The sequence below is a fragment of the Desulfosporosinus sp. BICA1-9 genome (assembly GCF_000802135.1).
The window spans coordinates 23,262-37,808 of the sequence record NZ_JUEE01000168.1 but is presented as its reverse complement, the minus strand read 5'-3'; the positions used below and the strand labels follow the sequence as shown (position 1 = coordinate 37,808).

The window sequence follows — 14,547 nt, the reverse complement described above, 5'->3', positions numbered from 1 at the left end:
GTATCATGAAAAACGTAAATTTGCTGGCGGTCATTGACAAAGAGAAGTGCATCGGCTGTAAAACGTGTGTGAAGGTTTGTCCAGTATTAGCCATCAAGATGGAGGACCGGTTAGCAATTGTTGACGGTGAAATGTGCCGCGGTTGTAACGCTTGCGAGCAACGTTGCCCAGTTTATGCGATAAATATGGTAAAAAGGGAACAACCTGTCGTTGTTAAGGTTGATGTCGGTAGTGTAGATTATGCTAAGATTGAGGATCTCTGCCGGAAGGCTAAATTTCATCCCGAACAGTTGATTTGCTATTGTACAGCGACTCGGGCGGAAGAAATTGCTGCTGCGATTATATTAGGGGCCGATTCTCCGGAAAAACTTTCCTTACTGACGGGCGCTCGTACCGGCTGTAAAGTTGAATGTATTCAACCCTTGTTACGTCTTCTCGAGGCAGCCGGTGTCGAACCGCAACCGCCAGAAGGTGGATGGCAGTGGTATGGTAAGACAGTGACAGTGTGGGATATTTCAGAGGAAGTAAAACAAAAATATGCGAGCCGGGGATTTTACTTTGATGAAGACATCAAACTTTTAGATCGAGTAGTTGCCGCCCCGCTGCAAGGAAGGAGTGAATCTTAATGCGACCTCCAATCAAGCCGGTACCGCCGCGTTCATCCCAATATGGGATTGATCCAGACTTAGTTAAAACCCGTGTCAGTGAGCTGCCTGGAATGACTTCGGTCATGCTGACCGATCTTTTCCCGGATCTTCCGGAAGTGATTTTCCCCAGTGATGCGGGAGTGTTAGTGATTCGCCAAGCTGCTGAAGCCGCTTTGCAAAACGTCGATATGAGCAAAATTAAGCCAGAACACTCTGTGAATATTCTTGCCTCCCATCACGGTTTTACCCTAATGGGTGGTGAGCCCTATGCGGAAATGCTCAAGACCCTTAAAGATGTTGTCGAGGCACGCACGGGTTGTCGCAACGTTCGCCTGCGGGCGGGTGTGGGACTTCGCTTCCGCGAGACGGAGGAGTATATCAAACGCCATGGCCTGGATGTCTATTTCGATGGCAAAGCTATTGGGGTAGCGCCGATTGATCAAGGGATTCCTATTGAGACGGAGATAGGAACCTTATTCGGACTTAAAAAGGTTTACGATGCAGACTGGATTATCCATGCTCACAACAGCGATGTTCGTGAGGTTCATTTTCATCGCCAAGTTGATCGGGCTGTAAAGCCTTTCGGAATGTCTTATGCCCGAATCGAGACTCGTTCTACGTACCATCAAAACCTCGGACCGAGAGCGGCTAACTTCACGGCCCGCGCTATTTTCGATTCAACCTTCGTGCAAAGTAAATTTGCCTTTGCTTCGTTTCTTACAGTCGCACCCAACGGGATCATCGGGGTGGATGTCGACAGTGATCTGTATGCCCTTAATGATAGGGTAACTCAAACTGGTTTACGTTATTACGGCAAAATAATGACCTTATTCGGAGAACTTGAGGACTATATTTGTGCTTTAGATTTTCCTTGCCCAGTCGTTTACGTTTTCTCAGCGGGTGTCATCTATGCCAATGTTGTGGGCGCTAACACTGATCTTTATGATCTCGACTTACCTTTACCAGCTTATACCTGGTATACAGAGGCATTTTACGGTAAACAGGGTCGGCCTTTGCTTGCTGATATTCCCACAGTTAATCGGGCCATTAAAATGTGTGTACAAAATTATGCCTGGACCGGTTATCCGACGGCTTTTTTTAGTGAGCACATTCCGACGATTGTTGTCGGACAGGAACAAGCCGAACTTTTTAATCGCGATCCGCAAAATCTTACCTATATGGACCATGCCATGGTGGCTGAGAGCACGGAGTCGGCTATGGAATTTGCCTATAAGACCACAGGGACGAGAAAGGTCGTTATTTTTGATGGGGCTGTCGGTGGTATTAATGTCAGCGAATCTTTGGCCGAGGAACTGTTGCAGAAAGCTCCCGCTGTCAGCGCTAAAGTCGATGAAATCTTATTGCCGAAATGGCTGCGGCAGAGAGGAATTGAATTAGTACGCCCTAAATAGAGATGCTGTTCTTTTCATTTCTAGTATAACCAGTAAAAAAGTGGAAGCTTAATAATAAATAGGATGGTGACAAATGAGAGCTAGATCTTTAAGACAGTGGTTACAGGTTTTGAATACTGATGGTATGTTAAAACATGTTGATAAAAAAGTGAATCTTTCTTACGAACTGGCAGCTGTGGGTAAAAAAGCGGATGGACGCTTTGCGGTACAGTTTGATAAGCCGGGTGATTCGCAAGTACCCGTGGTAACAGGTATCGGTGGCAGCAGGGAACTCCTGGCACGGGCCATGGGAGTATCTGTCGATAGGGTGGCTGAGCATTTTGCCTGGGCTCAAGCCAATCCTATGGAATGCACCATAGTGGAAGCCGGGGCTGCGCCAGTAAAGGAAAGGGTTACCCATGATGTTGACCTGGGCACATTACCAATTCCCGTCCATCACGAAAAAGACGGCGGGCCATATATTACCGCAGGAGTGCTAATCGCCAAGGATCCAAAGACTGGCGTAAGTAATCTCTCGATCCACAGGCTCCATGTTTTAGGTCCTAATCGCTTGGGAATCTTGATCTTGCCCCGTCATCTCTCCCATTTTCACAGGATGGCTGAAGCAGAAGGAAAACCCCTGGAAGTAGCGATAGCTATTGGTTTGGATCCCATATTATTGTTAGCTTCCCAGGCTTTGACATCGCCTGGTTATGATGAGTATACTATTGCCAGTGCTCTATATGGACAACCCCTAGAGTTAGTGAAAGGGGAGACTGTTGACCTCGAAGTACCTGCCCAGGCTGAAATAGTTTTAGAAGGCTATCTCCTGCCCGCTGTCCGAGAAATGGAAGGTCCTTTTGGCGAATATCCCAAATATTATGGCCCAGCTTCGCCGAAACCGGTTATTGAACTGACGGCAATGACTTCTCGAATGGACCCTATCTTCCAGACCATTGTACCGGCAACCAAGGAACACTTGCTTCTGGGATCAGTTCCTCGAGAAGGAGGCTTGATACAAATAATTAGAAACGCAGTGCCGAATACCAGAAGTGTTCACCTTACTCCTGGAGGTACTTGCCGCTATCATCTGGCTATTTCTATCGACAAACAAAATGAGGGTGAGGCCAAAAATGCGATGTTTGCTGCTTTTGGCAGTAGTCAGGAAATTAAGCATGTAGTAGTGGTGGACAAAGATGTGGATATTTTCAATCCTGAAGATGTGGAGTGGGCTGTAGCTACTCGTTGTCAGGCCGGACGTGATGTCTTTATCGTTGAAAGGGCATTAGGCAATAAACTGGATCCTTCTTCTGATGATGGGATAAGCGATAAAATGGGTATTGATGCGACCGTGCCTTCAGATGCTCCAGTAGGACGCTTTGAGCGAATTCGTATTCCAGGGGAAGACAAAATTAAGCTCGAAGATTATTGTTCCTAAAGAAATTCGCCAAAAGGATTGTGGATAGTAGACTGGGTGGGAAATAATCATTAAGGAGGGGTAGAGTGTGACGAAACGTATAGTTGTAGGAATTACAGGTGCAAGCGGCTCTATCTATGCCTACACCCTCATAGAAACATTGGCCGCAATGGGTTGGGATGTGGAGGTCATTTTAACCCAGATAGGCGAGAAAGTACTGGCATATGAATGTGGGGTGGAGATAAAGGCCTTTTCTTCAGGAATTCATGTTCACGCCATAGACGACCTCTTTTCATCGTTAGCTAGTGGTTCATTTCGTAATGATGGAATGGTGGTTATTCCATGTTCAATGAATACTTTAGGTTTACTAGCCAACGGTATAGGGGATAATCTGCTTGCCCGGGCTGCCCAAGTGATGTTAAAAGAGAGGCGACCGCTGGTAGTAGTCCCGCGCGAGATGCCTTATAATATCATTCACTTGGAGAACATGTTACGGCTTGCTCGGGCTGGGGGCATTATTTTGCCTGCATCCCCAGGTTTCTATCATCATCCCCAGAGTATGGACGATTTAGTAAGGCATGTTGTCGGGCGCGTACTAGATCAGTTGGGCATAGAACACACTCTGTACAAGCGTTGGGAAGGCGTCTTAACATAAAAAGTAATTACAGGGCGCCTTTTTAGAACGCCTTGGAGTCGTGGGACTGGCAGTATTCCAGTCCCTTTAAGTAAAGTATCTATGGTAAATGTTAGCGGGCGGCGACTGTCGCCCGCTACTTCCTAAACAAGACCATAATTGGACTTACGACTTGTCAAATTAGGCGAGTTGTTTTGCGCCGAGAATATACAGCAATTGGGTTAGGTAAAGGTAACGGCGGGTAAAAGTAATGGTAAAGTAACGGGGGTGCTAACCAACCTGGACATGCTGTTCATTGTTGGGCGGGAATGGAAATGGCAGTTGGGGCGGTTCTGAGAAATCTATTATTTGGTATCACGCGTTATCTAAGTTTCAAATACTTTTATCGTGGAAATAAAGGAGGGTAACTTGTGGAATTAGTCAATAGGGAAAAGTTGAAAACACTGCGTAAAAATTTAAGAGATATGAAAAGTGTCGTTATTGCTTTTTCAGGTGGAGTTGACAGTACTTTTCTGCTTAAAGTTGCGGTAGAAGTACTAGGCGACAAAGCCTTAGCAGTCACAGCTACTTCCTCAACATATCCTGCTCAGGAGCAGGCAGAAGCTCAAAAGCTGGCGCGCGAATTCGGGGCTAGACATAAACTAATCGTTTCGGAAGAATTGGAGATTGAAGGTTTTGCAGATAATCCGCCTAACCGGTGTTATTTCTGTAAAAATGAACTATTCTCCAAATTGTTAGTAGTCGCCAAGGATGAGGGAATAAATTACGTTCTTGATGGTTCTAACTTTGATGACTTAAATGACCACAGACCGGGAATGAAAGCAGCAAAAGAATTGGGCGTACGCAGTCCACTGAAAGAAGCAGGCATCACAAAAGAGGAAATTCGTTGTTTTTCCAAGGAAATGGGTTTATCTACCTGGAATAAACCTTCCTTTGCTTGTCTTAGTTCCCGTTTTCCGTATAGCTCTAGAATAACGAAAGAAAAGTTGAATCAAGTAGATCGAGGAGAAATGTTGTTGCGTTCCTTGGGTTTTCAACAGTTTCGATTACGTCACCATGGTGAAATTGCCCGGATCGAGATCAGCCGAGATCAATTCTTGCTTATGGTAGAAAAAGTAGACCAAGTCGTGGAAGAGCTTAAAGCTTGTGGTTTTATTTATGTTACCATGGACCTGCAAGGTTACCGGACGGGGAGTATGAATGAAATTTTATCTGAAGAGGACAAAAAAGTATGAACGAAAAAAGCCTACGTGAATTACTCATAGGAATCAAGCATAACGAAATTAGCGTTGATACAGGATTAGAAAAATTGAAAGATTTGCCCTTTGAAGATTTAGGTTTTGCCAAAATCGACCATCATCGCCAGCTCAGGCAGGGATTTCCCGAAGTTATCTATAGTGCAGGCAAAACAACTGAACAGATCGTTACCATCGTCGAAAAGTTGGCTGAAAGGGCAGATAATAACATTCTAGCCACTAGGGCTAATTATGATGTTTATAAAGCAGTTGCCGCACGAATTCCTGACTCTGAGTATTATGATCTTGCTCGCTTAATCGTGATACGACGAGGTAAACAGGAAAGACGAGGACACATCTTAGTGGTGAGTGCGGGAACCTCAGACATACCGGTAGCAGAAGAAGCGGCTATTACCGCTGAAGTGATGGGGAACCGGGTGGAACGGCTTTATGACACCGGGGTAGCCGGTATTCATCGTTTATTAAGCCAAACGGATAAGCTTTTGGCCGCACGGGTCATAATCGTAGTTGCTGGAATGGAAGGAGCCTTGGTCAGTGTAGTTGGAGGGTTGGTGGACAAACCGGTGATTGCCGTGCCCACCAGTGTTGGTTATGGTGCCAGTTTCGGCGGGTTAGCCGCTTTGCTGGCTATGTTGAATAGTTGTGCCAGTGGTGTGAGTGTGGTCAATATCGATAATGGTTTCGGTGCAGGTTATCAGGCTAGTTTAATCAATAAATTAGGGGAGGCTGGGGCATGAGAATCGCCTACTTTCATTGTTTTGCCGGGATAAGCGGAGATATGACCTTAGGGGCTTTAGTTGATGCCGGTTTAGACTGGGATCAACTGCGATCAGATTTAGCCAAACTTCCTTTAAGTGGTTATCAATTACAAATGGAGAAAGTGATTAAACAAGGCATCAGTGGGACCAAGGTACACGTTTTAACGGAAGAAGGCCATGTACACCGGCATCTGCGGCATGTTCAAGAAATAATTAGTAATAGTACGCTGCCGGACGTTGTTAAAGAAAAAAGTATCCAGGTTTTTACTCGGTTGGCTGAAGCCGAAGCAAAAGTACATCAAACATCTATCGACCGTATTCACTTTCATGAAGTCGGAGCGATGGATGCCATCATTGATATCGTTGGTTCAGTTATTGGTTTGTGGCGGCTGGGGATTGAGGAAGTATATGCCTCACCAGTGCATACCGGAACAGGCTTTACTAAATGTGCCCACGGGATAATGCCAGTTCCAGCACCAGCGACTCTGGAACTATTGCAAGGGGTTCCCATTTACTCCCGGGATGTAGAAAAAGAATTAGTTACTCCAACTGGAGCGGCAATTATTACCGCATATTGTCAAAATTTCGGCAGTATGCCGCCGATGCGGGTTAATAATATCGGTTATGGGGCAGGTGAACATGATTTAGTCATTCCAAACTTGCTGCGTTTAACCATTGGTGAGAAACTGGATCAGGTTAGTCACGACGGGCATATTCGTTACGGCGGCAAGGGTGATGTCCACCAAGGAGAAGCCCTGATGATGGAAGCCAATATAGATGACATGAACCCGGAGTTTTTTGATTACCTGATTAACAAATTCCTTAAAGCTGGAGCGATGGATGTTTTCTTGCGAAAAATCCAAATGAAAAAAAATCGCCCAGCCATAGTATTAAGTTTATTGATTCATACCCATCAATTAGAAACATTCTATCAGCAAATATTTTCCGAGACAACGTCCATCGGGGTTAGGGTTTACCCTGTGACCAAGTATATGCTTCCTTATGAAATAAAGACGGTGCAGACCAGGCTAGGTCAAGCTAAGGTGAAAGTTGCCCGTTATCAGGATAGCCTGCGTAATGTGGCTCCAGAATATGAGGATTGCCGTAAATTAGCAGAAGAGCAACAGATACCGCTTAAAGAAATTTACGATATTATCAAATACGCAGCTTACCAACAATTAGAACAAAAGGATCATAGCTAGCAAACAACGTTTGTGGTAAAGCACATCTGACAGATCGGTTATCCAAAGCTTCGCAACCAGGGGCCAGTCATCGTTGACGATGACGAAGATTCCGCCAGAATAGTTTAGTTCGTCAATTTCCTATTGGAGACCAAAGAATGAAATCCTCCTAGCAAAAAGGTGGGAGGAGATTAATATCAATGGTTCAAGCAAAGCCTTGTGCCATCTGACTCGGCGAATGCCGAGACCATTATTACTTTAGGGAGGCGACGTAATCTTGATGTATCATGTCACCAGAGCGCAACTGGAAGCATTTAAAACCTTGGAGGAAGTCATTCCTTACCTTTTAGGAGAAGATGCCGTATTGTTTACGACAAATACGCAAAACTTTGATTCGATGTATACCACAAAAAGTTTTGTGACCTACAAGGCAAAAATAGGTGACAGACTGGTGGAGGGCAGCGGTGGTAAGCAATGTGTGGTGACAGGCAAACCGGTGGATAAACTCGTTCCGAAAGAGGTGTATGGGTTTACATTTCGAACGATTGCTCTCCCTGCTATTGAAGATGGCAAAGTTATTGGCTGTATTGCGGTAGCGAGAAGCAGAGAGAAGCCGGAATTGATCATCGAAATTGCGGACAATCTCTCCGCCAGTTCGGAGGAAATTGCTGCATCCTTGCAAGAAATGACAGTGTACGCGGACAAGAGTGTGGAATCCATGTCAGATTTAGAGAGTGCTATTAAAGCATTAATAGATGGACTAAAAATTATCGAAGAAATGAACGAGCTTGTTAAAAACATTGCTTCACAGACCAATTTGTTAGCGCTTAATGCAGCGATAGAGGCGGCCAGGGCTGGTGAACATGGGCGCGGGTTCGCAGTGGTGGCTGAAGAAGTGAAAAAGCTATCTCAGAAAAGTGTTGATGCAGTGAAGAACATTAGGCAGGCAATACTAAGTAGCCAGAAGAGCATCAATAATGTAGAGAATCAGATCAGCCAAAATGTTGCGACTACTCAGAACCAGGCGCAGATAACACATGACATAGAATCAGCTATGGCTGAAGTAGTAAATAGTGCTATGGGTTTATACGATGTTAGCAAAACAATCTAAAAGTCTGCGCAGTGATAGATGAATCCGTCTGAAAAAAGCTGAGGCGATACCGAATGCCGTTATGAGTCGCCATGTGGCGATAGTCTTTCCTTCGCCACGAAGTGTTTCTTTTGGGTAGGTGGCTCGGCGATAATCTCCACCGGAGACTATCGTGACTATCGTATCGCCAGGTAAGAAGCAAAGAGACTACCACGTTAAGGTAGTCTCTTTGTGTAGTAAACATATTGTTTTGAAGGCAAACAGGGCGTCCCTTTGGCTACCCCCTAGCTTTTAAATCCCGTCCTCACGAACGAATGCTGGAAAATATTAGGATAGTTAGCATCGTGGACTTGATTATCGATTATTTATAGATTTAGACACAAGAACCTGTCCTCTCATCTAATTACTATTGATTAGCATGGTTTTCTTTTTCATGTTTACTGGCTTCATATTCGAAGCGGAACTTCTGGTTACAAAAAGAACAATGGACAAACTTTCCATCAGGTGCCTGTATTGGCATAGATACCACCCCCTTGCACACGATTTTAACCAAGTATAAGGGTTTTTATACTTTTTTCTTGATCGTTGTGTCTCTTTCTGAACTTTTTCATAATATGGGTATGAGGTGAGGAAGATGTGGAATAAATGGACTAGGAGTCTATTTGTTGAATTTCAGTGGATGAAACGTAATTTTGTGCGTCGCTGGAAACTGGATACTCCAACAGGTGTTATGGGCATGCTAGTAATCATATCAGCTCTATTATTGTTTATTGTAATAGGAAGCGGGTTTGCTCGTATCTTTAGGTCATTAGTTCCATGGGTTAACGGATCGAGAGTCGGAGAGATCTATTGGTACTCGATTAGCTTTGGAATAAAAGCCAGCTTTCTATTTATAATTTTTAGCGCTTCACTCATAATCTTTTTTCTCCATAAGATTTCCGAGCGACACTAGTACATATACAGATTCTGGATACATAGCTGATCTAATTGAACGTACTGGAACAGCCAGCGAGAGTAAATATGTATCATAAACATAATATTAGTATTATGTTTATGATACATATTATGATTATTATTGTAGTGTCGGAAATATAAAACTCGACATTGGTCAAAAACACCTCCCATATGGCTTATAAAAAACTTCTTTGGTAAATGGTATTTTAGTTCTAAGCTTAATAAAGATCCAATATAAAGTAAATAATGGACAAACTGTATATATTGTCGCTTTATAATTCTTGCATAGGGTTCATACCTATGTTAAAATTTAATGCGTTAGAAAGGGGCTGAGTTCGTGGATTTATTGTCTGGCATTACAGGTACGCAAGTATTTAATGTCATTATGGTTCCTATACAAATTATTATCATTTTTTTAACCTTCTATTACTTTATCCTTTCTATGTTTGGTTTGTACAGGAAACAAGAGGAGAAGATACTTAAGCCAGAGAAGAGCTTTGCTATAGTTGTGGCTGCACATAACGAGGAAGCTGTCATTGGACCTTTAGTGGAGAATTTACTCCAACTTGATTATCCCAAAAAACTATATGATATCTTTGTGGTAGCTGATAACTGTACGGATAAAACAGCCTTAATTGCTCGGAATTCTGGAGCAATTGTCCATCGTAGATTTAATACTGAGAAACGTGGTAAGGGTTATGCCTTAGAATGGATGTTCCATCGTTTATTTAAACTAGAGCGTCAATACGACGCGATTGTCATTTTCGATGCAGACAATCTTGTCAAAGAAAATTTCCTCTTTGAGATGAATAGTAAGCTTTGCCAAGGCCATAAAATTGTCCAATGCTATCTTGATTCCAAAAACCCATTTGATACCTGGGTTACCAATACCTTCTCTATTGCATTCTGGGTAACGAATCGTTTGCTCCAGCTCGCAAGGTATAATACAGGTCGGCTCTCGAACGTTTTGGGAGGGACAGGCATGTGTATTTCCATGGGTGTTCTTAAGGAATTCGGTTGGGGGGCGACTTCCCTAACCGAGGATTTAGAATTTAGCATGAAAGCGCTATCTCACGGCATTAGGACAACTTGGGCGCATGACGCAGTGGTTTATGATGAAAAGCCATTAACGTTTATGCAATCTTGGTATCAAAGGAAACGATGGGCACAAGGACAAGTTGATGTAGCTGGACGTTATTTTTTTCCTCTCATTATCAAGGGCGTACGAGAACAAAAATTCATGTATATAGATGCTGCTATTCACCTTTTCCAACCAGCACTGGTTATGATAGCAACTTTCTTTATGCTTACCAACCTTATAAGTGTATTTCAGAATCAGTATACTCAAGTGTTTACCTTAGTAATGCCTTGGACGGGATGGCAGATTTTATCCGCTTTCCAATACTTATACCCAATTGCAGCGTTGGCGCTTGATCGTTTACCATGGCGTGCCTATGTGGGGCTTATTCTATACCCAGTCTTTATTTATAGTTGGATTCCCATCGTCTTTTTAGGATTTGTCAATCGTAAAGACAAGCAATGGTCTCACACTAAACACACTCGCTCTATAAGTATAGAAGAAGTTATTGAAAAACAAAAAAAAGTATCGTCGTCTTAATGAATGGTTATAAAAAAGTCTTTGACACAACGCCAGTTTTTGTGTATACTGATAATCGTCAGTCTCGGGTGATTAGCTCAGTTGGTAGAGCGCCTGCCTTACAAGCAGGATGTCGGCGGTTCGAGCCCGTCATCGCCCACCAAACTCGATGTTCGAAGTTTGAGGCTCGAGGTTCGAAAGAACCGTGGAGCTTAAGCTTGGACTATAAAGGTAAGAGAACGGTGTCGTACTTCGAACATCGTACATCGAACCTCGATCATGGCCCCGTGGTGTAGTGGTTAACATGCCTGCCTGTCACGCAGGAGATCGTCGGTTCAAGTCCGATCGGGGTCGCCAAAATCGCTATTCGAAGATCGTGATTCGAGGTTCGAAAGGTGAAGGTAGAACTTCACAGAGAAAACTTTAAAATGGCGAATCTGAGAACAAAGAATCCAGAGAGGAATACTGGAGTTCGAATATCAAATTTCGAACATCGTACCTCGATTATGCCTCGGTAGCTCAGTCGGTAGAGCAGAGGACTGAAAATCCTCGTGTCGGCGGTTCGATTCCGTCCTGAGGCACCATGCGGGTGTAACTCAGTGGTAGAGTGTCACCTTGCCAAGGTGAAAGTCGCGAGTCCGAATCTCGTCACCCGCTCCACTAATATTTCCCTCGGCGGCATAGCCAAGTGGTAAGGCAGAGGTCTGCAAAACCTCTATTCCTCAGTTCAAATCTGAGTGCCGCCTCCAATCAATTTGCCGATGTGGCGTAACTGGCAGACGCACGGGACTTAAAATCCCGCGGAGTAACATCCGTACCGGTTCGATTCCGGTCATCGGCACCAATATGGGTTTGTAGCTCAGCTGGTTAGAGTACCGCGTTGACATCGCGGGGGTCGGAGGTTCGAGTCCTCTCAAACCCACCAACGGAAATCGTGAAGCTTCTCTTCGGAGAAGCTTTTTTCATACTCTAAAGGTTATACTGATTACATGTTAAAAGAGACGTTTAGCCGTTGCGATCCATTTCGTTGATATTTTTGCGATTGTCTAATATACTAACTATGTTGTTTTTAGTTAATTTCTAAAGTAAGTGTCTAAACATAGAAATCTCTAAACTCTCGAGAAATGCACTAATAGATGATCTCTGCTAGGAGATGATCGAAATATATAGTGGAAAGAATGACTTTGATTTGTGGTAATGGAAGGGGTGGTTCTTATGCATTCACTTTGGCAAGGCAAGGCGCCAATTTACGAAGCACTGCTAAAATATAAATCCATGCGGGTAGTACCGTTTGATGTGCCCGGACATAAGCAAGGCAAAGGAAACCCCGAGCTGACAGAATTTTTGGGGGAGAAATGCCTTTCTGTCGATGTCAATTCTATGAAACCGTTAGATAATCTCGCCCATCCCGTCTCCGTAATCAAAGAAGCTGAAGAACTGGCTGCAGATGCTTTTGGCGCACATCACGCCTTTTTTATGGTCAATGGAACTACATCAGCTGTTCAGGCGATGATAATGAGCGTATGCAAACAGGGTGACAAAATTATAATGCCACGTAATGTTCACAGAAGTGCCATTAATGCCCTTATCATCAGTGGCGCAATTCCTGTTTACGTGAATCCCGGGGTCAATAATGAGTTAGGGATTCCATTAGGCATGTCCATTGACGAGGTAAAAAGAGCCATCGAAAAAAATCCAGATGCCAAAGCAATCTTTGTCAATAATCCTACTTATTACGGTATTTGTTCCGACTTGAAGGCCATTACTGAGCTTGCTCATCGTCATAATATGTATGTTCTGGCGGATGAGGCGCATGGAACCCATTTCTACTTCGGAGCGGATATGCCGATTAGCGCAATGGCAGCAGGAGCCGATATGTCTGCAGTCAGCATGCATAAAACAGGTGGGTCGTTGACTCAAAGCTCATTTTTGTTAAAAAATGCTCGCCTTAGCACAGGTCATGTGCGGCAAACGATTAACTTGACCCAAACCACTAGCGGCTCATATCTGCTGCTTTCTTCTCTAGATATTTCGAGACGCAACCTAGCTCTAGATGGTAAAAGTATTTTCGCAAAAGCCTCTTCTCTTGCCAACTATGCACGAGACGAGATCAATAAAATTGGTGGATACTATGCTTTTTCCACAGAACTTATTAATGGAAATTCGGTGTTTGATTTTGATCAAACTAAACTTTCTATCCATACCCGAGAAATTGGCCTGGCAGGAATTGAGGTTTATGACATTCTTCGTGATGATTACGGAATTCAGATCGAATTTGGGGATATCGGTAATATTTTAGCTATCATTTCCGTTGGGGATCGTGCCTTGGCCTTGGAACGTCTTGTATCTTCTTTGTCTGAAATAAGAAGAATATATATGAGGGACAAAACGGGAATGCTTGATCATGAATATATTAATCCAGAGGTAGTGATGGCTCCCCAGCGAGCCTTCTATACCGATCAGCGTTCAGTGTCTATCGAAGCCAGCACAGGATGTATAAGTGGAGAGTTTGTTATGGCTTACCCGCCAGGTATTCCTATTTTAGCGCCAGGAGAACGGATAACTGAAGAAATCATTGACTATATCGCCTACGCCAAGGCCAAAGGCTGTTTCCTCACAGGAACAGAGGATATGGACATTGAAAACATCAGAGTAGTGGAGGAATAAACAATGGAATTATGGTATACAGAACCGCACACAGACAACGTTCGTTTTTCCATCAAAGTGGATAAGCCCCTATATACAGGTCAGAGCGAGTTCCAAAGAATCGACGTCTTTATCTCTAAAGAATTTGGCACTTTTTTTACCCTGGACGGTTTGATGATGGTTACTGAAAAGGACGAATTTATTTATCATGATATGATTGTTCATGTGCCTATGGCAACCAACCCTAAGATCAAGAATGTCTTGGTGATCGGCGCAGGCGATGGCGGAACAGTAAGAGAACTGACGCGCTATAGTACTATTGAAAATATTGACATGGTGGAAATCGATAAAATGGTTGTGGATGTGTGCAGAGAATATTTGCCCCAGACCGCCTGCAAGTTAGATGACCCAAGAGTAAACTTGTATTTTGAAGATGGACTAAAATTTGTTCGCTCCAAAGCAAACGAGTATGATTTAATTATCGTTGATTCGACCGATCCCTTTGGACCAGGGGAAGGGCTGTTTACAAAAGAGTTTTACGGCAACTGCTCTAAGGCTTTAAAAGAGGATGGCATCCTGGTCAACCAGCATGAAAGCCCCTATTATAATGAGTATGCTAAGTCCATGCAAAGAGCCCACAAGCGTATTCAGGACTATTTCCCGGTTTGTAGGGTTTATCAGGCGCACATTCCGACCTACCCGTCAGGTCACTGGCTGTTTGGTTTTGCCTCTAAAACTTATGATCCACTGACAGATCTTGACGCCCAGGCTTGGAACAGTCTTGGACTGAAAACAAAATATTATAACACTGAAATTCATAGAGGAAGCTTTGCTCTGCCTAACTACGTATTAGATTTACTGGTAAATGCAGGGGAATGATAGTATTGGTATTGTCGTGAAAAGGTTTGGTGACTGTCTGTGCTTCTAAATGTAGAATGTAAATAATAAATATATGATATATTAGCTGAAAGTCTCC

The 14,547-nt window shown here is 43.6% G+C and carries 11 protein-coding genes and 7 tRNA genes; all 18 read left to right on the top strand.

Translation table 11 applies throughout. From position 1 onward, the window contains the following. Positions 1-5: 5 nt before the first annotated feature. The 18 genes from JL57_RS21125 to speE all read left to right on the top strand — a co-directional run bounded on the left by JL57_RS21125 (position 6) and on the right by speE (position 14,450). The gene (locus JL57_RS21125) at positions 6-626 is read left to right on the top strand and encodes a 4Fe-4S binding protein (RefSeq protein WP_034143919.1); all 621 of its coding nucleotides are present in this window, start codon (positions 6-8) and stop codon (positions 624-626) included. Then, positions 626-2,059 carry a hypothetical protein gene (locus JL57_RS21120; protein WP_034143918.1) on the top strand — a complete coding sequence of 478 codons (1,434 nt, stop codon included), beginning with the start codon at positions 626-628 and terminating at the stop codon, positions 2,057-2,059. Before JL57_RS21125 ends, JL57_RS21120 begins: the two co-directional genes overlap by 1 nt. Positions 2,060-2,132: 73 nt before the next feature. Beyond that, on the top strand, positions 2,133-3,476 hold the full coding sequence (locus JL57_RS21115) for a UbiD family decarboxylase (protein ID WP_034143917.1): 1,344 nt from the start codon (positions 2,133-2,135) through the stop codon (positions 3,474-3,476). Positions 3,477-3,543: 67 nt separating this feature from the next. Then, positions 3,544-4,110 carry a UbiX family flavin prenyltransferase gene (locus JL57_RS21110; protein ID WP_034143916.1) on the top strand — a complete coding sequence of 189 codons (567 nt, stop codon included), beginning with the start codon at positions 3,544-3,546 and terminating at the stop codon, positions 4,108-4,110. A 389-nt stretch (positions 4,111-4,499) separates the two neighbouring features. Beyond that, entirely contained in the window at positions 4,500-5,324 is an 825-nt protein-coding gene (larE, locus tag JL57_RS21105) for an ATP-dependent sacrificial sulfur transferase LarE (RefSeq protein WP_034143915.1), read from the top strand. Further along, the gene (gene larB, locus JL57_RS21100) at positions 5,321-6,082 is read left to right on the top strand and encodes a nickel pincer cofactor biosynthesis protein LarB (protein ID WP_034143914.1); all 762 of its coding nucleotides are present in this window, start codon (positions 5,321-5,323) and stop codon (positions 6,080-6,082) included. The genes larE and larB overlap by 4 nt, the downstream gene beginning before the upstream one ends. Further along, entirely contained in the window at positions 6,079-7,305 is a 1,227-nt protein-coding gene (larC, locus tag JL57_RS21095) for a nickel pincer cofactor biosynthesis protein LarC (RefSeq protein ID WP_034143913.1), read from the top strand. The genes larB and larC overlap by 4 nt, the downstream gene beginning before the upstream one ends. A 259-nt stretch (positions 7,306-7,564) precedes the next feature. After that, entirely contained in the window at positions 7,565-8,395 is an 831-nt protein-coding gene (locus JL57_RS21090; protein WP_034143912.1) for a methyl-accepting chemotaxis protein, read from the top strand. A 1,270-nt stretch (positions 8,396-9,665) separates the two neighbouring features. After that, entirely contained in the window at positions 9,666-10,946 is a 1,281-nt protein-coding gene (locus JL57_RS21080) for a glycosyltransferase family 2 protein (protein ID WP_034143910.1), read from the top strand. 66 nt (positions 10,947-11,012) lie between these two features. Beyond that, positions 11,013-11,088: transfer RNA gene (locus JL57_RS21075), tRNA-Val, on the top strand. Positions 11,089-11,206: 118 nt separating this feature from the next. After that, positions 11,207-11,282: transfer RNA gene (locus tag JL57_RS21070), tRNA-Asp, on the top strand. 151 nt (positions 11,283-11,433) lie between these two features. Continuing rightward, a tRNA-Phe gene (locus JL57_RS21065) sits at positions 11,434-11,509 on the top strand. A 1-nt stretch (position 11,510) separates the two neighbouring features. After that, positions 11,511-11,585 (top strand) — tRNA-Gly (locus tag JL57_RS21060). Between the two features lie 14 nt (positions 11,586-11,599). Beyond that, positions 11,600-11,674, top strand: a tRNA-Cys gene (locus JL57_RS21055). 8 nt (positions 11,675-11,682) lie between these two features. Next, a tRNA-Leu gene (locus tag JL57_RS21050) sits at positions 11,683-11,769 on the top strand. A gap of 4 nt (positions 11,770-11,773) precedes the next feature. Then, a tRNA-Val gene (locus tag JL57_RS21045) sits at positions 11,774-11,850 on the top strand. Between the two features lie 290 nt (positions 11,851-12,140). After that, on the top strand, positions 12,141-13,592 hold the full coding sequence (locus JL57_RS21040; protein ID WP_034143909.1) for an aminotransferase class I/II-fold pyridoxal phosphate-dependent enzyme: 1,452 nt from the start codon (positions 12,141-12,143) through the stop codon (positions 13,590-13,592). 3 nt (positions 13,593-13,595) lie between these two features. Further along, the gene (gene speE, locus JL57_RS21035; protein ID WP_034143908.1) at positions 13,596-14,450 is read left to right on the top strand and encodes a polyamine aminopropyltransferase; all 855 of its coding nucleotides are present in this window, start codon (positions 13,596-13,598) and stop codon (positions 14,448-14,450) included. Positions 14,451-14,547: the final 97 nt, after the last annotated feature.

Coding starts and splice junctions, on each gene's coding strand:
- larB (WP_034143914.1), top strand. CDS start 5,321: ATGAACGAAAAAAGCCTACGTGAATTACTCATAGGAATCAAGCATAAC.
- JL57_RS21115 (WP_034143917.1), top strand. CDS start 2,133: ATGAGAGCTAGATCTTTAAGACAGTGGTTACAGGTTTTGAATACTGAT.
- JL57_RS21090 (WP_034143912.1), top strand. CDS start 7,565: ATGTATCATGTCACCAGAGCGCAACTGGAAGCATTTAAAACCTTGGAG.
- speE (WP_034143908.1), top strand. CDS start 13,596: ATGGAATTATGGTATACAGAACCGCACACAGACAACGTTCGTTTTTCC.
- JL57_RS21120 (WP_034143918.1), top strand. CDS start 626: ATGCGACCTCCAATCAAGCCGGTACCGCCGCGTTCATCCCAATATGGG.
- JL57_RS21125 (WP_034143919.1), top strand. CDS start 6: ATGAAAAACGTAAATTTGCTGGCGGTCATTGACAAAGAGAAGTGCATC.
- JL57_RS21040 (WP_034143909.1), top strand. CDS start 12,141: ATGCATTCACTTTGGCAAGGCAAGGCGCCAATTTACGAAGCACTGCTA.
- larC (WP_034143913.1), top strand. CDS start 6,079: ATGAGAATCGCCTACTTTCATTGTTTTGCCGGGATAAGCGGAGATATG.